At 25.0% G+C, this 20,037-nt stretch carries 19 protein-coding genes; 16 read left to right on the top strand and 3 right to left on the bottom strand.

The genetic code is table 11. The features are described from left to right. Window positions 1-2 precede the first annotated feature (2 nt). The 16 genes from ADFLV_RS11315 to ADFLV_RS11240 all read left to right on the top strand — a co-directional run bounded on the left by ADFLV_RS11315 (window position 3) and on the right by ADFLV_RS11240 (window position 17,634). Complete coding sequence (locus ADFLV_RS11315) at window positions 3-740, top strand: serine/threonine-protein kinase (RefSeq protein WP_014474885.1); 738 nt, start codon at window positions 3-5, stop codon at window positions 738-740. A 2-nt stretch (window positions 741-742) separates the two neighbouring features. After that, window positions 743-3,004, top strand: coding sequence for a type VI secretion system Vgr family protein (locus tag ADFLV_RS11310; RefSeq protein WP_172658805.1), 2,262 nt, complete (start codon window positions 743-745; stop codon window positions 3,002-3,004). Beyond that, on the top strand, window positions 3,004-4,866 hold the full coding sequence (locus ADFLV_RS11305) for a T6SS phospholipase effector Tle1-like catalytic domain-containing protein (RefSeq protein ID WP_129012238.1): 1,863 nt from the start codon (window positions 3,004-3,006) through the stop codon (window positions 4,864-4,866). Before ADFLV_RS11310 ends, ADFLV_RS11305 begins: the two co-directional genes overlap by 1 nt. A gap of 13 nt (window positions 4,867-4,879) precedes the next feature. Beyond that, window positions 4,880-5,833 (top strand): hypothetical protein, encoded by a 954-nt coding sequence (locus ADFLV_RS11300; protein ID WP_172658804.1) that lies wholly within the window; start codon window positions 4,880-4,882, stop codon window positions 5,831-5,833. Window positions 5,834-5,841: 8 nt separating this feature from the next. Next, window positions 5,842-6,804, top strand: a complete 963-nt coding sequence (locus tag ADFLV_RS11295) for a hypothetical protein (protein ID WP_172658803.1) — start codon at window positions 5,842-5,844, stop codon at window positions 6,802-6,804. Window positions 6,805-6,812: 8 nt separating this feature from the next. Further along, entirely contained in the window at window positions 6,813-7,775 is a 963-nt protein-coding gene (locus tag ADFLV_RS11290; protein WP_172658802.1) for a hypothetical protein, read from the top strand. An 8-nt stretch (window positions 7,776-7,783) separates the two neighbouring features. Next, window positions 7,784-8,746, top strand: a complete 963-nt coding sequence (locus ADFLV_RS11285; protein ID WP_172658801.1) for a hypothetical protein — start codon at window positions 7,784-7,786, stop codon at window positions 8,744-8,746. A gap of 8 nt (window positions 8,747-8,754) precedes the next feature. Beyond that, window positions 8,755-9,711: a hypothetical protein gene (locus ADFLV_RS11280; RefSeq protein WP_172658800.1), complete on the top strand. Its 957-nt coding sequence runs from the start codon at window positions 8,755-8,757 to the stop codon at window positions 9,709-9,711. A gap of 8 nt (window positions 9,712-9,719) precedes the next feature. Beyond that, entirely contained in the window at window positions 9,720-10,679 is a 960-nt protein-coding gene (locus ADFLV_RS11275; protein WP_172658799.1) for a hypothetical protein, read from the top strand. A gap of 622 nt (window positions 10,680-11,301) precedes the next feature. Next, window positions 11,302-11,916, top strand: coding sequence for a DUF6538 domain-containing protein (locus tag ADFLV_RS11270; RefSeq protein ID WP_129011273.1), 615 nt, complete (start codon window positions 11,302-11,304; stop codon window positions 11,914-11,916). A gap of 19 nt (window positions 11,917-11,935) precedes the next feature. After that, window positions 11,936-13,102, top strand: a complete 1,167-nt coding sequence (locus ADFLV_RS11265) for a site-specific integrase (RefSeq protein ID WP_129011272.1) — start codon at window positions 11,936-11,938, stop codon at window positions 13,100-13,102. Between the two features lie 62 nt (window positions 13,103-13,164). Then, window positions 13,165-14,295 carry a replication endonuclease gene (locus tag ADFLV_RS11260; protein ID WP_129011271.1) on the top strand — a complete coding sequence of 377 codons (1,131 nt, stop codon included), beginning with the start codon at window positions 13,165-13,167 and terminating at the stop codon, window positions 14,293-14,295. A gap of 17 nt (window positions 14,296-14,312) precedes the next feature. Continuing rightward, window positions 14,313-14,576, top strand: a complete 264-nt coding sequence (locus ADFLV_RS11255; RefSeq protein ID WP_129011270.1) for a hypothetical protein — start codon at window positions 14,313-14,315, stop codon at window positions 14,574-14,576. A gap of 1 nt (window position 14,577) precedes the next feature. After that, the gene (locus ADFLV_RS11250; RefSeq protein ID WP_129011269.1) at window positions 14,578-15,834 is read left to right on the top strand and encodes an FtsK/SpoIIIE domain-containing protein; all 1,257 of its coding nucleotides are present in this window, start codon (window positions 14,578-14,580) and stop codon (window positions 15,832-15,834) included. A 111-nt stretch (window positions 15,835-15,945) separates the two neighbouring features. Further along, entirely contained in the window at window positions 15,946-16,971 is a 1,026-nt protein-coding gene (locus ADFLV_RS11245; RefSeq protein ID WP_164968511.1) for an AbiTii domain-containing protein, read from the top strand. A gap of 21 nt (window positions 16,972-16,992) precedes the next feature. Then, window positions 16,993-17,634, top strand: coding sequence for a hypothetical protein (locus ADFLV_RS11240; protein WP_129011268.1), 642 nt, complete (start codon window positions 16,993-16,995; stop codon window positions 17,632-17,634). A 554-nt stretch (window positions 17,635-18,188) separates the two neighbouring features. Here ADFLV_RS11240 and ADFLV_RS11235 read toward each other — a convergent pair. The 3 genes from ADFLV_RS11235 to ADFLV_RS15255 form a co-directional block, all read right to left on the bottom strand. Next, window positions 18,189-19,037, bottom strand: coding sequence for a nucleotidyl transferase AbiEii/AbiGii toxin family protein (locus ADFLV_RS11235; RefSeq protein WP_129011267.1), 849 nt, complete (start codon window positions 19,035-19,037; stop codon window positions 18,189-18,191). Beyond that, window positions 19,030-19,443, bottom strand: coding sequence for a hypothetical protein (locus ADFLV_RS11230; protein ID WP_129011266.1), 414 nt, complete (start codon window positions 19,441-19,443; stop codon window positions 19,030-19,032). The genes ADFLV_RS11235 and ADFLV_RS11230 overlap by 8 nt, the downstream gene beginning before the upstream one ends. Before the next feature lie 99 nt (window positions 19,444-19,542). After that, entirely contained in the window at window positions 19,543-19,677 is a 135-nt protein-coding gene (locus ADFLV_RS15255) for a hypothetical protein (protein WP_268812260.1), read from the bottom strand. Between the last annotated feature and the right edge of the window lie 360 nt (window positions 19,678-20,037).

Here is a 20,037-nt window from a genome sequence, read left to right as displayed (position 1 = left end):
AAATGGAAAATATAGTATTAAATAATAGATATATTATAGAAAAAAAGATATCACAAGGAGGGTTTTGTGATATCTTTTTGGGAAGAGATATTTATGATAACTATTTTAATAATTTTTCAAAAGTTGTGATTAAAGTACCAACTAAAGAACTTTTACAAAAAGAAGATATTGATGCTTTTATGTATGCAGAATATTCTATTTTAAAAAAATTAAGTTCAAAAAATATTGTAAAAGTTTTTGATTTTGGCATAGATCCTCAAAAAGTTATTCCTTATATAGTAATGGAATACTTGGATGGGAAATTGCTTAATGATATATCTATTAGTGATTTGAGTCTAAAAGATAAATATATAATATTTAAAGAACTAATTAAAACTCTAAAATATTTATATAAAAATAATATAGTTCATTGTGATATTTCTCCTTATAATATCTATATTTTTGAAGATGATTTAATTTTATTTGATTTTGGTATTTCAAAAGATTTATCAAATAACACTATTTCATTTAATAGAGAAAATTATATTGCAATGAATAAAAAATATAGCTCACCAAATATTATTAAAGATAAAGTAAATTTTGATTTTGATATCTATTCTGTATCTATAATAATATATGAATTTATTATTGGTAGTTCTTTAAATAAAGATGAAATAGAAAATTTACAAAAAAAAGAATTTAAAAGTTATTTCTTTAAAACTATTAAATTTATATTAAGCATATTGATTAAAAGGAATTAAGAATGGAATTTAATAAAGCAACTATGGAAAAGATAAATGAAATTTCTAATTTTATGTATGAATCAATAAATAAACTTGATAGTAAAGCGACATTGCAAAAAGTAAAAGGTAGAATAAAATTATTAAACTATAAGCAAGAAGAGATAAAAGGATTAATAGAAGAGGATTATTCAATTTATTCTTTAACAGGGAATAGTAATATAGATGAAATATATAGTTTTAATGTATCTTTTATAAGTAATGAATTTTTAAATATTGATTTATTATTAGATACTGATGTAGAAATTATAATTGAAGATTTAATAAATTTAAGAATAAAAAAAAATATATTTGGAAAAATTTGTAAAATAGAAGAAGATTCGATTGTTGCAAAAAAATATATGTATAAAATTGAAGTAGTACATCCTTTATATTATTTAAACTTTACAAATAAATATGAAATATTTCAGAATAAAAAATTTGAAGATATTATTTATGAAATAATACAAAGATATTCAGCATTATTAAATACATCTTTAGAGATAAGAATAGATAAAGATAAAACACCAATAAGAGAATATACAACTCAATATAATCAAAGTGATTTAGATTTTATAATGATGTTAGCTCAAACAGAAGGATATAATTTAATATTTGATTATAGTAATAATCAACCATATAAAGTAATACTATGCCAATTAAATGATTATGCTTTAGTAAATCCAGTAATAAAATCAATTTCTAATTTTAATATAATCAAAAAATTTAATGCAACTTCTCATATAGAGGATTATTATGATTATAATAGACCAAGTAAAGAATATAAAATAAATAGTAATGTATATAAAGAAAATGAAGAAGAAAATCCAAATAGTAAACAATTACAACAAGAATTAAAAGTAGAAAAATTAAAAGATAAATTGAATCTATTAAATGAGAGTTATTATGAAGATTTAACTAGATATAGTAATATAGATTCATTAAGAGAAACTTCAAAAATAAAAACAATAAAAGCTTATTCAAAAGAGATACAACTAAAAGATAGTTTATTAGTAGAACTATATGATGATAAAGTAAATAAATCAAAAGAAGTAATAATATTAGGAGTGAAATATAAAGCATACTTTCCAAATGCTTTAGATGAATATACAACTTTAAATCAAACCTTACAATATGAAGTAGAAGTAACTTGTATTCCAAAAGAAATAATATATAAACCAAATAAAACAATAAAACAAACAAAAATATATGGAATACAAACAGCAATAGTTTCAAATAATGAGAATAATTTAAAAGAAGAAGAGAATAATATAGATGTAGATGAACAAGGAAGAGTAAGAGTGGTGTTTCATTTTGAAAGAAATAAAACAACATCCTGTTACTTAAGAGTGTCAAATATTTCAAGTGGGAATAACTATGGTTCAATGTTTATACCAAGAGTAAATAGTGAAGTAATAGTAAGCTTTATAAATGGAGACCCTGATAAACCAATAATAATAGGGAGCTTATATAATGGTGAGAATAAAATAGCACATTCTTTGCCAAATAATAAAACGAAAAGTTATATAAGAACATATACGACACCACAATATGAAGATGAAATAGGATTTAATGAGATATTGTTTGAAGATAAACAAGGAGAAGAAGAATTAAATATAAAAGCACAAAGAGATATGAACTCTTTAATACAAAATGATGAGACAAGAATAGTAAAACATAATCAAAAGATAATAATAGAGAATGATAAGATAGAAGATATAAAAAGAGATTCAAAAATAATAATAAATAATGAACAAATAGTAGAAGTAAAATCAAATAGTAAAGAGAAGATAGAGAAAGATAAAGAATTAACAGTTGAAGAGGATTATGATATTAATGTTAACAAAAATCTTAATCTTTTGGTTAATGATAATTTAAATATTTATACAGAAAATAATCTAATAAGCACAATAAAAAATATATTACATATTTATGTTGAAAAAGATAAACAAGAAAAATTTCTTCAAAATTTATATCAAGAAGTAGTAAAAGATTTTGGGTTAGAAATAGATAATGATTTTTATATAAATTCAAAAGAGATAAAAAAAGAGGTACATAAAGAAGTAAATCTAAATGGCAAAGAAGAAATAGTATTAAGATGTGGAAATAATTCAATATCAATAAATAGTAGTGGAATATATTTTCATACATTAAATTTTAATAGTAATAGTGCATATGATGGAATAGTAGCAAATAATGCACAAATCGTAAAAAGTTTATTTAATTTAGATTTTGAAGGTCAATAATGAAAGAATATTTTATAAATGAAGAGATAACTTTAAAAGCACAAACATTAGGTATAAAAGAGGGAAAAGAATTAGATTTAGAACTAATAATGCTCGAAAGCTACTCTGGAAGTAAAATAAAAATAAATGATTTGAAAAATAAAAGTTTTGAAGAGATTAAACTAAAAAAATCTACCAAAAATGAAGATGATGAATTAAAAATAGAAAATTTTCAACAAATAATACAAGATAAAGTATCAGTAGAAAATGGTGAAGTAAGATATAGTTTTAAAATAGAAGATAAAGTAGAAAAAAATGAAGATATAAGAAAAGTAAATTATATTATAGGTTGGATAGATTTAGATGCAGATGGTATTAGAGAATATGATGAAGCAGTAATAATAAAAATAAATCATAGATTATCTAAAGAAACTCTTAGATTGGGGATATTTTTTGATGGAACAGGAAATGATATAAGTGATGAAAAACTAAAAGAAAATGCCTTATCAAATGTAAGAAAACTTTTTGAAGTCTATCCAAATCCTTTAGTGGAAACAAGTGAAAAACAAAGATTAGAAGATGAAGAGTATAAAAAGAAAAATGGGAATTATCCAAAGAGAGAAAAAGTAATCGTTACAAATAGAGAAATTTTTCCACAAACAATGTGTGCATATGTAAGAGGAGTTGGTTCAATATCTAGTACACAAGATAAAGATTGGTTTGGTGGAGGAGCATTTGGAAGTGGAGGGGAAATTAGAATAAAAGGGATGTTGTATTATATAAATACTGCAATAGAAGAATATGTAAAAGAATACCGAAAAAATGAAAATATAGATTATTATCCAGTAAACTTAGAGTTTGATATATTTGGATTTTCAAGAGGAGCAGCCCTTGCTAGGCACTTTGTAAATCTTTTAAAACAACATGGTATCAGATATGATGAAAAGCTTTTATATCATCATTCAAAAGTAAAAATAAGAACTTTAAATGTTTTTGATACAGTAGCTTCTTTTGGGAAGCCAGGAAATGATATAAATATTGCATATAGCTTTCATATAGAGCCATCATATATAGTAGATAAATTACATCATTTTTTGGCAGATGATGAATTTAGGATAAATTTCCCAGCACATTTAATATCAAACAATGATAAACAATATCCAATAGATTTGATTAAAGATAAATTTGAAGAAATAGTGTTCTTAGGTGCTCACTCAGATATAGGTGGAGGGTATCCCAGTAAATTAGAACATAATATATCAAATAATGAACTTTCAAAATATTATTTAAATAAGATGTATGATAAGTGTAAAGAAGTAGGAGTTCCTTTAAATGAGATTCCAGAAAATAGTGAGTGGAAATATGAGGAAGAATTAGAAAATTATATCAATAGATTTAATAATTTATATGATAAATATTCAACTCTAAAAACATCTCATAAAAAATTAAGAGAAAAGCAAGCCTACTTATCAGATATAGAAATATCAAATAAAATAGAAGCTATAGAAGCAGTGACTAGAATAGGTGGAATAGGAAATATATATAATGAAAAAATAGATAAAAAATTACAAGAGCTAAAAGCTAAAAAAAATATTTTTTCTAAAATAGACCCAAATGAGTTAAAAGATGAGATAGCAGAATTAACTGATATTTTTAATAGTAAAAGTAAAGCAGAAGAGTTTATAGAGTTAAGTAACTATTTTCATGATAAATATATACATATATCTTATATGAAAGATATAGGGATGAATCCAAGAAATAAAAATAAAAGATATCATAGAGAATATTTTAGAACAGAGTTTGAAAAAGTTGATAAACAAAATGCAAAGATATTTTACTCTCAAATAGATATTTTAGAAGATAAAAATAAAATAATAGGATAAAAAGGAATAACAGATGAAAAGAAATATATTTCTACTTGTAATAATTCAAAGTTTAATAATAGGATGCTCGCCATTTGAATCAAATAAAGGAACCTATACTACAACAACTTACTTTGAACCATTAAGATATGATAAAAATAATGGTGGTTATATGATAAGAGATACAGAAAGAATTAGTTTTAGTCTTGATCTAATAGATAAAGAGCGTAATAAAGATGTACAAAAAGTTCCTGCAGATATACCATTTGCTGCTTACTGGAAAATAGGGCGAAATCCCTTGGGGATGGATCCAGATTATAAAGAGTGTGGGGAGAAGCCAAGATTAGCAAAGTATAAATTAGAATTAGGAGAAGAGTATAGAGAAAAAGAGATGGAAATTTATTATCAGACTAAGAGAAAATACAGAGCATGTATAGATAATATTACAGAAACCTTTAATCCTCAAACAACATATAAATACTACTACGCAAAAATGCCAGAGAATCATGAAGTAATATATCCAGCTAAAAGTGATATGTATTATAGATGGAATTTGTCTTTTTATATCGGAGGAGTAAATGATTTGAGTATAGAAGCAGTACCAAATGAATATAAAAGAACTCTTGAGAAATTAAGAACACATGAATGTCATAAATGGGGAGATCCAATTTGTTATGATTTGCCAAATGGAGATAAGAATATATATTATGCAATAAATGAAGAATCATATATTATAGAAGATAATAAAAAAGTTCCTAAAAATAGATACTCAATGGATGTAAGAGTGTCAGAGCCATTAAATTGGATAGAAATAGTAGGTATAGAGATAAATAAAGATATGTTTGATTATCTAGAAAAAGTTTGTAAAAGAACTTTTTTCTGTCATTTTAATGAATACCCAGGAGATTTAACAGCAGAACAAAAAGATTATGTAGAAAAAGTAAAATGGAGTAAAGATTTAAAATGGGTAGAGAAAGTAAAAGAATAGGATAACAGATGAAAAGAAATATATTTCTACTTGTAATAATTCAAAGTTTAATAATAGGATGCTCACCATTTGAATCAAATAAAGGGAGTTATACAACAACAACTTATTTGGAACCAATAAGATATGATAAAGAGAATGGAGGACATTTAGTTGTCAGTGAAAATAATACAAAACATGTTGTTTTTAGTTTTGATCCAACAGATAAAGAGAATAAAAAAGATGTACAAAAACTTCATACATGGACTCCATTTACTGCTTACTGGAAAATAGGGAGAAATCCCTTGGGGATGGATCCAGATTATAAAGAGTGTGGGGAGAAGCCAAGATTAGCGAAGTATAAATTAGAATTAGGAGAAGAGTATAGAGAAAAAGAGATGGAAGAATATTTTGAAAAATTTGATTTATACAGAGCATGTACAGATAATGTAACAGAAAACTTCAATTCTCAAACAACATATAAATACTACTACGCAAGAATGCCAGAGAATCATGAAGTAATATATCCAGCTAAAAGTGATATGTATTATAGATGGAATTTGTTTTTTTATATCGGAGGAGTAAATGATTTGAGTATAGAAGCAGTACCAAATGAATATAAAAGAACTCTTGAGAAATTAAGAACACATGAATGTCATAAATGGGGAGATCCAATTTGTTATGATTTGCCAAATGGAGATAAGAATATATATTATGCAATAAATGAAGAATCATATATTATAGAAGATAATAAAAAAGTTCCTAAAAATAGATACTCAATGGATGTAAGAGTGTCAGAGCCATTAAATTGGATAGAAATAGTAGGTATAGAGATAAATAAAGATATGTTTGATTATCTAGAAAAAGTTTGTGAAGACTCACAAGTTTGTCATTTTAGTGATTACCCAGGAGATTTAACAGCAGAACAAAAAGATTATGTAGAAAAAGTAAAATGGAGTAAAGATTTAAAATGGGTAGAGAAAGTAAAAGAATAGGATAACAGATGAAAAGAAATATATTTCTACTTGTAATAATTCAAAGTTTAATAATAGGATGCTCGCCATTAAAATCAAATAAAGGAACCTATACAACAACAACTTACTTTGAACCATTAAGATATGATAAAAATAATGGTGGTTATATGATAAGAGATACAAAAAGAAGTAGTTTTAGTTTTGATCTAATAGATAAAGAGCGTAATAAAGATGTACAAAAAGTTCCTGCAAATATACCATTTACTGCTTACTGGAAAATAGGAAGAAATCCCTTGGGGATGGATCCAGATTATAAAGAGTGTGGGGAGTGGGTACCTAGTATTTTTACTCCATCTAGTAGAGATATAAGTGTAGAACAGTGGAAGAAAGAAAGAAAGATTCATAATGAAAAATATTCTAAATACGATACTTGTAGCGATAAAATATACAATAACTTCAATTCTCAAACAACATATAAATACTACTACGCAAGAATGCCAGAGAATCATGAAGTAATATATCCAGCTAAAAGTGATATGTATTATAGATGGAATTTGTTTTTTTATATCGGAGGAGTAAATGATTTGAGTATAGAAGCAGTACCAAATGAATATAAAAGAACTCTTGAGAAATTAAGAACACATGAATGTCATAAATGGGGAGATCCAATTTGTTATGATTTGCCAAATGGAGATAAGAATATATATTATGCAATAAATGAAGAATCATATATTATAGAAGATAATAAAAAAGTTCCTAAAAATAGATACTCAATGGATGTAAGAGTGTCAGAGCCATTAAATTGGATAGAAATAGTAGGTATAGAGATAAATAAAGATATGTTTGATTATCTAGAAAAGGGTGAGAATAGATACACGTTTTCTATGCATTTTAATGAATACCCAGGAGATTTAACAGCAGAACAAAAAGATTATGTAGAAAAAGTAAAATGGAGTAAAGATTTAAAATGGGTAGAGAAAGTAAAAGAATAGGATAACAGATGAAAAGAAATATATTTCTACTTGTAATAATTCAAAGTTTAATAATAGGATGCTCGCCATTTGAATCAAATAAAGGAACCTATACTACAACAACTTACTTTGAACCATTAAGATATGATAAAAATAATGGTGGTTATATGATAAGAGATACAGAAAGAATTAGTTTTAGTCTTGATCTAATAGATAAAGAGCGTAATAAAGATGTACAAAAAGTTCCTGCAGATATACCATTTCTTGCTTACTGGAAAATAGGGAGGAATCCCTTGGGGATGGATCCAGATTATAAAGAGTGTGGAGAGTGGGTATCTAGTATTTTTACTCCATCTAGTAGAGATATAAGTGTAGAACAGTGGAAGAAAGAAAGAAAGATTCATAATGAAAAATATTCTAAATACGATACTTGTAGCGATAAAATATACAATAACTTCAATTCTCAAACAACATATAAATACTACTACGCAAAAATGCCAGAGAATCATGAAGTAATATATCCAGCTAAAAGTGATATGTATTATAGATGGAATTTGTCTTTTTATATCGGAGGAGTAAATGATTTGAGTATAGAAGCAGTACCAAATGAATATAAAAGAACTCTTGAGAAATTAAGAACACATGAATGTCATAAATGGGGAGATCCAATTTGTTATGATTTGCCAAATGGAGATAAGAATATATATTATGCAATAAATGAAGAATCATATATTATAGAAGATAATAAAAAAGTTCCTAAAAATAGATACTCAATGGATGTAAGAGTGTCAGAGCCATTAAATTGGATAGAAATAGTAGGTATAGAGATAAATAAAGATATGTTTGATTATCTAGAAAAGGGTGAGAATAGATACACGTTTTCTATGCATTTTAATGAATACCCAGGAGATTTAACAGCAGAACAAAAAGATTATGTAGAAAAAGTAAAATGGAGTAAAGATTTAAAATGGGTAGAGAAAGTAAAAGAATAGGATAACAGATGAAAAGAAATATATTTTTACTACTAATTATAAGTTTTATGACAGGATGTACAGCATTAAAATCAAATAAAGGGAGTTATACAAAAACAACTTACTTTGAACCATTAAGATATGATAAAAATAATGGTGGTTATATGATAAGAGATACAGAAAGAATTAGTTTTAGTCTTGATCTAATAGATAAAGAGCGTAATAAAGATGTACAAAAAGTTCCTGCAGATATACCATTTCTTGCTTACTGGAAAATAGGGAGGAATCCCTTGGGGATGGATCCAGATTATAAAGAGTGTGGGGAGTGGGTATCTAGTATTTTTACTCCATCTAGTAGAGATATAAGTGTAGAACAGTGGAAGAAAGAAAGAAAGATTCATAATGAAAAATATTCTAAATACGATACTTGTAGCGATAAAATATACAATAACTTCAATTCTCAAACAACATATAAATACTACTACGCAAAAATGCCAGAGAATCATGAAGTAATATATCCAGCTAAAAGTGATATGTATTATAGATGGAATTTGTCTTTTTATATCGGAGGAGTAAATGATTTGAGTATAGAAGCAGTACCAAATGAATATAAAAGAACTCTTGAGAAATTAAGAACACATGAATGTCATAAATGGGGAGATCCAATTTGTTATGATTTGCCAAATGGAGATAAGAATATATATTATGCAATAAATGAAGAATCATATATTATAGAAGATAATAAAAAAGTTCCTAAAAATAGATACTCAATGGATGTAAGAGTGTCAGAGCCATTAAATTGGATAGAAATAGTAGGTATAGAGATAAATAAAGATATGTTTGATTATCTAGAAAAAGTTTGTGAAGACTCACAAGTTTGTCATTTTAGTGATTACCCAGGAAATTTAACAGCAGAACAAAAAGATTATGTAGAAAAAGTAAAATGGAGTACAGATTTAAAATGGGTAGAGAAAGTAAAAGAATAGGATAACAGATGAAAAGAAATATATTTCTACTTGTAATAATTCAAAGTTTAATAATAGGATGCTCGCCATTTGAATCAAATAAAGGAACCTATACAACAACAACTTACTTTGAACCATTAAGATATGATAAAAATAATGGTGGTTATATGATAAGAGATACAGAAAGAATTAGTTTTAGTCTTGATCTAATAGATAAAGAGCGTAATAAAGATGTACAAAAAGTTCCTGCAGATATACCATTTACTGCTTACTGGAAAATAGGGAGGAATCCCTTGGGGATGGATCCAGATTATAAAGAGTGTGGGGAATGGGTACCTTCTACTTTTAGTCCATCTAGTAGAGATATAAGTGTAGAACAGTGGAAGAAAGAAAGAAAGATTCATAATGAAAAATATTCTAAATACGATACTTGTAGAAGAAATATTACAGAAACCTTTAATCCTCAAACAACATATAAATACTACTACGCAAGAATGCCAGAGAATCATGAAGTAATATATCCAGCTAAAAGTGATATGTATTATAGATGGAATTTGTCTTTTTATATCGGAGGAGTAAATGATTTGAGTATAGAAGCAGTACCAAATGAATATAAAAGAACTCTTGAGAAATTAAGAACACATGAATGTCATAAATGGGGAGATCCAATTTGTTATGATTTGCCAAATGGAGATAAGAATATATATTATGCAATAAATGAAGAGTCATATATTATAGAAGATAATAAAAAAGTTCCTAAAAATAGATACTCAATGGATGTAAGAGTGTCAGAGCCATTAAATTGGATAGAAATAGTAGGTATAGAGATAAATAAAGATATGTTTGATTATCTAGAAAAAGTTTGTAAAAGAACTTTTTTCTGTCATTTTAATGATTACCCAGGAGATTTAACAGCAGAACAAAAAGATTATGTAGAAAAAGTAAAATGGAGTAAAGATTTAAAATGGGTAGAGAAAGTAAAAGAATAGGATAACAGATGAAAAGAAATATATTTCTACTAATGATGGGATGCTTAGAGAGTGTTAGAAAATCTGTGTCAATTCTTGATATTATTTTATCAGATTGACAATGAAATTTCTACCTTCCTTTTGTATCAATTTTTGTTTTTCTTCAAACTCGACAGGTGATAAATTATTATTTGCATTATGACTTCTTTCTCTAGTATAAAATACTTCTATATATTCAAATATAGATCTTTTTGCTTATTCTTTTATATGATAAATCTCATGATATATCAATTTAGTTAATGTATGGAAAAAACTTTCTGTAACTGCATTCTCGAAGAGAGTGAAAGTACAAGATCATTACAATTTTCTTTTCGACTGATACCTTGAATTATTCCATGTCTTTTTAGTAATTCTTCATATTCATAAGAAGCATACTGACTTTCTTTATCTATATGCCATAAAAGTTCTTTTTTTGGATTTATATCTTTGAAGCATCATTTATAAGTGAGATTTTATCTGTATTTCATTGTTAGTGGAGATGTGTTTCCCGAACGGAAAAAATCTCCTAAATACCATAAATAAGGGTTTGAATTTTTGATTTTCGTTTGGTGTGCTACTTTTGTGTGCTACCAAAGGGCTAAAATTGAACTATCTACAAAGACGAAACGGAGTTTACTATTTTCATAAAAAAGTAAACAAAGAACTATCAACAAATAAAAATCAGATTATTAGAAAATCATTACAAACGAAATGTTATACTACTGCCAAACAATTAGCAAGTTTATTGAATTATTGGGCTAATGAATACTTTAAAATGGGGATAGTAATGACTTCTTCAAAAATGGACGAAATTTTATTTAATTATCTTCAAGACTCTATTGAAGAATATAGTGAATTGGAAGAATTAAGACATCATAAAAATAGTGTTGAAATTGATAATGAAATTTATGAAGGTAGCACAAAAAAAGCTGTTTTATATCATTTAAAAAAACATAATAAATTAGATAAAAAAAGAGATTTTCAAGAAATCAAAGATTATGTTGAAAATCAAGTTATACCTATTTCAAAAATAAATGAAAATGAACTAAATGAATTAAGAGAAATAAAAGAGTTTTATTGGAAATTGTTTAAATACTATGGAGAAGTTTTAAAAGCTGATTTATCAAAATTTGAGGGATATAGTGTTGAAGAATCAATTGATAAACATAAGAAAAATAAAAATCAAGTAGTTTGTAGAGCCAAAGAAAAAGAAAATTAAAGAAGATAGTTTTGAAATAATGGTTGATATGTATGTAAATCATTTAATCAAAAAACAAAAAATAATAGAAGATACAAAAAAAGATTATGTGCCAAGCTATTATCTTATTAATGAGGCATTCCCTAATAAAAAATTGAGCCAATTAACAACAAAAGATTTGGAAAAACTTGAACATTTAATTTCTTTTCTACCTGCTAATAGGAATAAAAAGAAACTTACACGAGATTTAGATATTCATAAGCAAGTTGAATTTATGGAAAATATACTAAAAGATAGAGCTAATAATGTTTTTAGATTAGAACATAAAGACCATAAAGTAATTGGACTTGGAACACAAAATAAACATTTTGAACAAATAACAAATTTTATAGAGTTTTGTTCAGCCAAATATAAATTTGAATCGCCTTTGGATGGAATAGTGCTACAACGATATAGAATCAAAAGTGATTCAAGTCTTGAAAGATTACCTTTATCGGATGAAGAAATACAAATCATTTTTAATGAATTTGATTATTTGAATAATAAACTTCTTTTTACATTAAAAAATGACCCTCTTAAAGTTTATGGAATTTTTTTAACAATGTTTTTAGGTATTAGACCTATCGAAGCTGGTCAATTGATGGTAAATGATTTACAACATACAACAGATAAAAAGGGAAATACAATTTATTATTTAAGTGTTTCAACGGAGAATACAAGTGAAGATATAAATCTAAATGAAGTAAAAAAAGAGAAGACTAAAAATACTAAAAGAAAACTTCCCCTTACGGATGTATTTATAAAGAATTTAAAATTTTTAGAGTTTGTAAATCAAAGAAAAGAAGATAAGCATAATTTTATATTTGTTAATGAAGAAGAAAATTTAGATATTAAGCAAAATATAAAAAATACTGTTAGGCGTTGTGAAGATACATTTAATACAAAACTTAAAAAACTTAATTTTAAAGATATAGATAGAAAATCATTTTATTCATTACGGCATAGTTTTGCTAATAAAATTAAACATATTCCAGAATCTTTAAAAGATAAGAGAGGGGAAAGTTTAATGGGGCATAGTGGAGCTACTGATTCAGAATTATTTAATAGATACGGGAATAGGTATTTTGAGCCTGATTTCTTATATGAAATTTTGGAAAAAGTTGAATATAAAGAAATAAATAAAATTAATATAATTTTAAAAACTTAAAATAAAAACGTCCGATTTTTTCTCCAAGGTTTTATATGTTGTAAAGACCAAGGGAGAAAAATATGAAAGGATACTATTCAAAAAAACTACAAAAACATTCAAAACTCTACGCAGAACTTCAAGAAAATATAAAACTCTATTATCAACATTCAATAGAAAAAGAACAAAAACAAAAATCTTATTTGGAACATCATAAATTTATAAATTTATCAAAAAAAGAAACTTTATCAATAAATTATGATTTTGAAAAGAAATATAAGGAATATTCCAGGATTACAGAACAAAGAGCCTTAACAATCCAAGAATTAGCAAGAAGAAAAGAATATTGTAGTGTTTTCATAACTTTAACATTACCAAGCCAATACCATCCGTTTAGAAGTGTGGCAACTCCAAAAGGTAGATTATATGTTGAAGATAACAAAGATTTTATATTTAGTAGTTTAAAAGAATCTGTTTCTTGTGGATATAAAGAACTTAATAACATTTATCAAACATTTTATAAAAGAATTAAAAATTATGTTGGAGCAGAATTATATTATATCAAGGCTATTGAAAATCATTCAACAATGATTCCCCATTTACATTTAGTGTTATATTTCCCTTATGAAAAATTAGACCATATAAAAGGAACTTATAAAAGAGTAGTTGAACATTTTAAATTAGATAGAACTGATTTAGAAGAAGTAGCTTTTAAAGATAATGTTAATTACGCTTCAAAATACCTATTAAAATATATTATTAAAGACCTAAATAATGGAAGTGATATTTTTAAAGCAAGAGTTTTAGACGGTTGGAAAAGATTTCATAAAATAAGAGTTTTAACTTCTTCATTATTACCTTTGAATGTTATGGTGTATAAAAAAATTTATACATCCGTTTCATTTATTGAAAAAAATAAGATTAATTTTAAAAGTGATGATAATATTGTTTCAATGAAAGAAAAAATAGATTTAGAAGTCCAAAAATTAGGGCTTCCAATATATCTTTTCTTTCAAGATAATTTTTCTATTGAAAAAACTATTCAAAAGGGAAATGATAGAAAAATTACAAGGGTAGGAGAAAAAAGTTCTATGTTTAAAGTAAAACTTATAAGTGAAAAAAAAGATAAGTATTACAAAATTAAAACTTTAAGGATTAGCTATAAAAATGAAGAAATTTATACTAAACAAAAATTTATCAAATTACAAAATTAAAAAGGAGAAAACAAATTATGACGAATATATCAATCAATGGAAAAATTATATCAATTTTAGAAAAATCTTATGAAAATAAAAAAACTATATACGCACAATTTTTAATGGAAAGTGAAAGTAAAGGAATGGAAATAATAAAAGTTAAAATTCTAAAAGAAGAAGATATTTTAAAACTTGAAAAAGATGCAGTTGTATCAATTCCTGTTTCAATAAGTTCAGTAAATGGAAATTTATACTATTCTCAAATAAATACTATTAAATTTCATAAAGAGTTAAAATGAAATGTTTCACTTATTCAAGTTATTTAGCCAAGATTTAATTAAATATCTGGCTGTTTTAATTTGGGGTCTATTTTCAATAATTTATATTATTGAAAATGGAGCAGTGCTTAATGCTGAACTTATAGAAAAATACCAATACTATTTTATTATTGGTGCTTCAATTATTCTAATAGAGAGAACAATATACTTTTTAAAATATCATAGATTTATATTACTTCCTTATTCTTTATCCCTTTATAACAGAGTAGCAGACGAACAAAAAGAGAGCAAAATATTTTTAGATAAATTTAAAAAATATGATAAAAAAACTAATACCTACTTTTTTAAAAATCGTTTAGCAATAGATAAAAAGATGTATATTGACTCAAAAGACAAAATTATCCATTTATTAGGATATGAAGATAAAAATGAAGTAGAGTTTGAAATTAAAGCCCATAATAAAAAGGAGATAGCTATAAGGCTTTATAAATTACCTTTAAAATTTAATTGGCATATAGAACTATTAAAAGATAAAAAAATATATCTTGGGCATTCAAAAAATGGTGCTTATTTTTTACCTCTTGAAAATTTAACTTCTTGTATTACTGTTGGAGAAAGTGGAGCAGGAAAATCTAATTTTTTAAATATGATAATCTTCTCATTACTTCATAATTTTAATTATATAGATAAATTAGATTTTATAGACCTTAAAGGTGTAGAATTAAGCCGTTATAAGCTAAATAATACCAGTTTTACAGATAACCTTGAACAAGTTGATAAACTCCTTGAAGAACTTAAAAATGAAATGAATAATAGATTTGCCCAAATGAAAGAAAAAGGCGATTTAATTTATCAAGGAAAATATAGAATTTGCTTAATAGACGAAATTGGAACAATAGCAACACATTATGATAAGAAATTAAAAGAACAGATTTTTAACAATTTAATAGAAATAGGTCAAAAAGGTAGAGCTTCAAAAGTTTTATTATTGATTTTTAGCCAAAAGATAGATTCAACAAATATTCCAACGAATGTATTAACAAATCTTCAAGGCTCTTTTTTATTAAGAACTTCCAGTCAATTTAATATTAACAATTCAATAGGATTACAAGAGGAAATAGAAGAAATAACAAGAACAAGAGTCCAAGATTTTCCAAAAGGTAGAATTATATTCAAGGACGGTTTAACAAGTGAAAAGATATTACTTCAAACTCCTTATTTAAGTCAAGATATTCAAAATTCAATGATTAAATATTTTAGGTCTTGGATTAACAAATAGTTGGCATAAAGAAAAATGGCTCTGCCGTTTTTCTGTTGCCTTTTATCTTATTTAATAAAAAGTATCAGGAAATAATAATATAATAAAAATATTATTTTATATGGAGATATAATGAAAAATAATGTATTAGACCAAGCATTACAATTAAGTGAAGAAATCTTATCTAATATAGAATTAAATGAAATTTCACTTTCAAATATTGCTTTAAAAACATCAAGATTAGCAAGGTTATTAGATGATTTTGAAAAACAAAAAATATTTCAATATGAAGCGAGTGGATATCCAAGTACACCAAATGGAATAAATCCTGATATATTTAGTTTATTACAAAAATCTAACAGAACCTATTTTAAAAAAGAAAAAGATAATGAATTAAAAGAATATGCTCATAGAAAATCAATAGAACAGTATGAGAATGAATTATTAAGTGCGAAAGAAAGTATATATGTTTCAAAAGATGCTGATGTATCTGTATCATCTTCTAATCCTTATCAAAATGTTTATGCTCCTATTGGTAATGGTTTAGAAAGAAAATCTTTAAGAGATATAATTAGTAATAATTCAGAAATTATTGCTTCTCGTAAATCTTATATTTATGATTATGTTTTAGAAAAAAATTATGAATTAAAATATTCAAATTTTAATAGTGATATTTTTACAAGAACACAATTAAAAGTTGATTCAGCAATGATGGATATCCTTCCTGAAACTATTAAAAAATTTACATCAGTTTATTCAAATTTATTATCTGAAAATGATGAAGATTGGTCAAATGCTGTTCACAGTTGTAGAAGAATTCTACAAGATTTAGCAGATAAAATTTATCCTGCCAGAGAACCAAAAGAATTACCTAATGGTAAAAAAATTAGTTTAGGTGTAGAACAATATATAAATAGGTTGATTGCTTATATAGAAGAACATTCAGATTCAAGTAGATTTGAAGAAATTGTAGGTTCAAATCTTAAATATATAGGAGAAAGATTAGATAGTCTTTTTAATGCTGTTCAAAAAGGTTCTCATAAAGTTATATCTACGCAAGATGAAGCGGATAGATATGTAATATATACTTATTTGATTGTTGGAGATATTTTAAGATTAAAAGCTGATGTAGAAAGTAAAATTGAAATTGTCAAATAAAATTAATAAAAGGAATATTTTATGCCAATAGAAGATTGTAGTAACCGTTCGAGTATAAATAATAGACAAAATATTGTAAATGAATATGATTTGATTCCTATCTCTCATATACAATTACTATCAAATCAAACAAAACAGAATTGCTGTGGACCGGCTTTAACTGATTCATATTATGTCTTTTCATATAAAAATAAATTAAATCCTAATGATAATGGATATTTTAATGTTGGTATTCATTGTGCTAATGAGTTTTTACAATTAACTAACCAAAATGCCTTGCCTATATTTAATATTTTGATGAATAATAATCAACAAAATAATAATGTGAATAATAATCAACAAAATAATAATGTGAATAACCAAAGACCAATAATAAATAAACAATTAGAAAATGCTATAAATTTATTTATAGCTCATAATGATGTTAACCCTTTCGGATATTTTTATAAGATATTGAATTTTGTTAGAACAGCAAATGCGATAACTAACGATGCATCAATAAGAGAAGTTAATAGAGTGATAGGTTCTTATTTTCAAACAATTCCAGATATCATAAATTCTTTGTCTCAACATAATAATCTGAGAGCTTTTAATTTTACAGAATTACATAACCATATTATAAATAATAATATACTTCCAAATGGCAATAATTTAACAATTTAGTGCCCTTAAATACCATTTATTATCTTTCTTTTTTTGTTAAATAATTTGAAAATATAGATAAAATGGTATATAAAGGTTATGAGTTCGATTCCCATAAAATCCTACCAGTTATACCGTTTATTTAATAATTTTATTAAAATAAGATTTTTTATCAATTTTTAACTATTTTAATGTTGTCTTTTTTGTTTACATAATTTAACGTTTTTATTAGTATACTACATTAAAAAATTAGTGTGATACATTAGTGAGATACTTAACGAATTAATTTAAAAATGAAGCCCCTAATTTAGGGTGTTTAGTGTTGGTGGAGATGTGCGGGATTTGAAGCTATTTTTTTGTATATCTCTACATAATCGTTATTTGAGCCACTTTAAGGTTTGTTTTTTAAAAGCTTTAGTAACCTATTAGTAACCTGAGTAAAAAAAGACTATTTTTTAAATTGAATCCATGTAATAGGATGTTTCATTATATCGTAATATATTTGTATTTTAAAAGTCTTTTATTTGTATTTCAGGACTGCGGTTCGATCCCGCAATTGGGAATCAAACTTTAGTTTAATTTTGAAAATATTTTTTCCATTCTTCTACTATAAATTGATTATCTTCAATAGCATCTATATAATCATTTTTATCTAAATCAAATTCTAAAGCTTTTTTCCCTATTTTTGAATTATAAGAAAAATCAAGAATATCATCTTGAAGAAAAGCATTTTTTAATTCACTCTGAAATAAATCAATTTCAAGTTTTAATCCGTGTAAATGTTTTATATGCTCACCAATTTCAATATCCCAATCTAATTTATGATTTAAAGAAGAGATAATATTTTCTTTAGAGTATTTTATTCCAATGGCATCTTCAAATTTTTCATTTATATCTTCTATCAAAGTTTTAATATTAACTTCTTCTAATTCTCTTAATATAAAATATAAATCAAAAAGATCTTTTATTGTATCAGGTCTATCGCACAAAGCTTTTAATTTGTATAACAGAAGATTATATAAGTTTTCAGTTCTAAAAATATCACTATTTATAAATGAAAAATCTTTCAATCTACAACAAGTAAAATTCAAAAGTTCAATTTTTATAATCTCATCATTTTCTTTAAAACTATAAAACATTCTATAAGCTTTTTCATCTTTTATCCATTTTATATTTTCAAGTTTTACTTCAGGAATTTGTAACATTAATTCTAAGATATTATTTTTTATATTATCTATCTCTTCTTTTGTTTTTAAGTTAGTAAAAAAGAAATCTAAATCTTCTGAGTGTCTGTAAGCTTGAGGTAGTACGAATCTTTGTAATCCTGTACCACCTGCTAAAAATAATTCATCTTCAAGAGGTTTTAATTGTTTTAGTATTTTATCTTGATTTTCAAATACATCGTCCCAATTATCCCTATGCATAATTTAATTTACCTAAGATTTGTTTTTGTATATTTGAAGGTAGATTTTCTTCAATCTTTTTTAAAATCTTTTGATTTTTCTCTTTAATCCCTTTTAATATGTCCTCTGTTGTAAAGTTAGTCCCCCAAAATACAGCTTTTAACTTATTCTCTTCTATTTTAGTTAAATTATAATTCTGAATTGTTGTTGGTTGTATATTTCTTTTAAATAATTGTTCTGTTTGTTCATCAAGTTTTTTTCTATAAATCATATCTTTTAATATAACCATAGCATAAGGAGGAATATATCCTTTTTTCTTCCAACCAACAACGGTGTCATAGGGAATCTTTGAATAATCAGCAAAATCTTTTTTCTTAAAATTATTCTTTGTTAATAGGGTTTCAAATATTGTATTGGTAATTTCCATGTTAACTCCTTTGTTATCTGGAAGTTTAACATTTTTATAAGAATATGTCAAAATGACAACTATGAGTAATTAGTTAATATGTTTTAAAGTTTGTAAAATTTATGCAACCCACAATCTATTTCTATATTGACCCACTAAAAATTCTTTTTCAAATTTATTTATTATTTTATTTAAAGAATCTTTTTTTAATCCCTGAACTTCTAAAGCTGATGTACTTTGAACTAAAGAAGCCATAAACAAAGCTTTTGCCTTTGCTCTTTGTTTTTCTAACTCTTTTAAAGGTATTACTTCATTTCCTGCAAAATCAAGACCAAGTAAATTTGTAATTTTTTCTATGGTACTTAGTTTTACATCTTCACCTGCAAAAAATCTATTTACAGTTCTAATACCTAAATTACTAAGTTTTGCAAGATTCTCTATACTGATATTAATTTGTTTTTTCTATTTTTTGTATTAATTCTAATCTAGTCATGTTAAATCCTTTATACTACTACTATGCTATAAGTGGCATAATTATATATAAGCATAAGTTGTTGTTCTGTATATTTTAAATAAAAAATAGTTATTATTAATAAAAAAGCAATAAGGATATTT

The organism is Arcobacter defluvii, from assembly GCF_013201725.1.
Lineage (GTDB): Bacteria > Campylobacterota > Campylobacteria > Campylobacterales > Arcobacteraceae > Aliarcobacter > Aliarcobacter defluvii.
Note: the sequence above shows the minus strand (reverse complement) of the source record. Positions and strands in the feature narration are given on the sequence as shown.

Bases quoted from the DNA above. Each gene is read 5' to 3' on its own strand.
- ADFLV_RS11315 (WP_014474885.1), top strand. From the start codon at position 3: ATGGAAAATATAGTATTAAATAATAGATATATTATAGAAAAAAAGATA.
- ADFLV_RS11310 (WP_172658805.1), top strand. From the start codon at position 743: ATGGAATTTAATAAAGCAACTATGGAAAAGATAAATGAAATTTCTAAT.
- ADFLV_RS11305 (WP_129012238.1), top strand. From the start codon at position 3,004: ATGAAAGAATATTTTATAAATGAAGAGATAACTTTAAAAGCACAAACA.
- ADFLV_RS11300 (WP_172658804.1), top strand. From the start codon at position 4,880: ATGAAAAGAAATATATTTCTACTTGTAATAATTCAAAGTTTAATAATA.
- ADFLV_RS11295 (WP_172658803.1), top strand. From the start codon at position 5,842: ATGAAAAGAAATATATTTCTACTTGTAATAATTCAAAGTTTAATAATA.
- ADFLV_RS11290 (WP_172658802.1), top strand. From the start codon at position 6,813: ATGAAAAGAAATATATTTCTACTTGTAATAATTCAAAGTTTAATAATA.
- ADFLV_RS11285 (WP_172658801.1), top strand. From the start codon at position 7,784: ATGAAAAGAAATATATTTCTACTTGTAATAATTCAAAGTTTAATAATA.
- ADFLV_RS11280 (WP_172658800.1), top strand. From the start codon at position 8,755: ATGAAAAGAAATATATTTTTACTACTAATTATAAGTTTTATGACAGGA.
- ADFLV_RS11275 (WP_172658799.1), top strand. From the start codon at position 9,720: ATGAAAAGAAATATATTTCTACTTGTAATAATTCAAAGTTTAATAATA.
- ADFLV_RS11265 (WP_129011272.1), top strand. From the start codon at position 11,936: ATGGTTGATATGTATGTAAATCATTTAATCAAAAAACAAAAAATAATA.
- ADFLV_RS11260 (WP_129011271.1), top strand. From the start codon at position 13,165: ATGAAAGGATACTATTCAAAAAAACTACAAAAACATTCAAAACTCTAC.
- ADFLV_RS11255 (WP_129011270.1), top strand. From the start codon at position 14,313: ATGACGAATATATCAATCAATGGAAAAATTATATCAATTTTAGAAAAA.
- ADFLV_RS11250 (WP_129011269.1), top strand. From the start codon at position 14,578: ATGTTTCACTTATTCAAGTTATTTAGCCAAGATTTAATTAAATATCTG.
- ADFLV_RS11245 (WP_164968511.1), top strand. From the start codon at position 15,946: ATGAAAAATAATGTATTAGACCAAGCATTACAATTAAGTGAAGAAATC.
- ADFLV_RS11240 (WP_129011268.1), top strand. From the start codon at position 16,993: ATGCCAATAGAAGATTGTAGTAACCGTTCGAGTATAAATAATAGACAA.
- ADFLV_RS11235 (WP_129011267.1), bottom strand. From the start codon at position 19,037: ATGCATAGGGATAATTGGGACGATGTATTTGAAAATCAAGATAAAATA.
- ADFLV_RS11230 (WP_129011266.1), bottom strand. From the start codon at position 19,443: ATGGAAATTACCAATACAATATTTGAAACCCTATTAACAAAGAATAAT.
- ADFLV_RS15255 (WP_268812260.1), bottom strand. From the start codon at position 19,677: ATGGCTTCTTTAGTTCAAAGTACATCAGCTTTAGAAGTTCAGGGATTA.